This is a genomic window from Allobosea sp. GW822-FHT03F07, assembly GCF_058801345.1.
On sequence record NZ_JBXAND010000031.1, the window covers coordinates 1 to 1,118 of the forward strand.

Here is a 1,118-nt window from a genome sequence, read left to right on the forward strand (position 1 = left end):
CCTCACTCCTCGTCTTCGCGCGCTCTTCCGGTCTCGACGAGGATCTCGCGCTTGCCGGCGTGGTTGGCGGGGCCGACGATGCCCTCGTTCTCCATCCGCTCCATGATCGAGGCGGCGCGGTTATAGCCGATCTGCAGACGCCGCTGGATATAGGAGGTCGAGGCCTTCTTGTCGCGCAGCACCACCGCCACGGCCTGCTCGTAAGGGTCGTCGCTCTCAGCTCCGCCCATGCCGGTCTTGTCGAAGACCGCCCCGTCATCGCCCTCAGCCCCGCCCTCCTCGTCCTCGGAGGTGACCGCGTCGAGATATTGCGGCCGCCCTTGCGTCTTCAGATGCGCCACCACCTTCTCGACTTCCGTATCCGAGACGAAGGGCCCGTGGACGCGGGTGATCCGCCCGCCGCCGGCCATGTAGAGCATGTCGCCCTGGCCGAGCAGCTGCTCGGCGCCCATCTCGCCCAGGATCGTGCGGCTGTCGATCTTCGAGGTGACCTGGAAGGAGATCCGCGTCGGGAAGTTCGCCTTGATCGTGCCGGTGATGACGTCGACCGACGGCCGCTGCGTCGCCAGCACGACATGGATGCCGGCCGCGCGGGCCATCTGGGCGAGGCGCTGGATCGTGCCCTCGATCTCCTTGCCGGCGACCATCATCAGATCGGCCATCTCGTCGACGATGACGACGATATAGGGCAGAGGCTCGAGGTCCATGACCTCCTCTTCATAGATCGCCTCGCCCGAATGCCGGTCGAAGCCGGTCTGGACGGTCCGCGTGATGACCTCGCCGGCCGCCTTGGCCTCGACCACCCTGGCATTGAAGCCGTCGATGTTGCGCACCGAGAGCTTCGACATCTTCTTGTAGCGCTCCTCCATCTCGCGCACCGCCCATTTCAGGGCGACCACCGCCTTCTTCGGATCGGTGACGACGGGGGTGAGCAGATGCGGGATGCCGTCATAGACGGAGAGTTCGAGCATCTTCGGATCGACCATGATCAGCCGGCACTGCTCGGGTTTCAGCCGGTAGAGCAGCGACAGGATCATGGTGTTGATCGCCACCGACTTGCCCGAGCCGGTCGTGCCGGCCACCAGCAAATGCGGCATCCGCGCGAGATCGACGATCAC

Annotated in this window: 1 protein-coding gene; it reads right to left on the reverse strand. The window is 65.4% G+C overall.

Translation table 11 applies throughout. The annotated features are described in order from the left end of the window. Positions 1-2 precede the first annotated feature (2 nt). Positions 3-1,118: DNA translocase FtsK (locus AC1RMY_RS26515; protein ID WP_492869739.1), on the reverse strand; the 1,116-nt coding region annotated here is incomplete at its 5' end.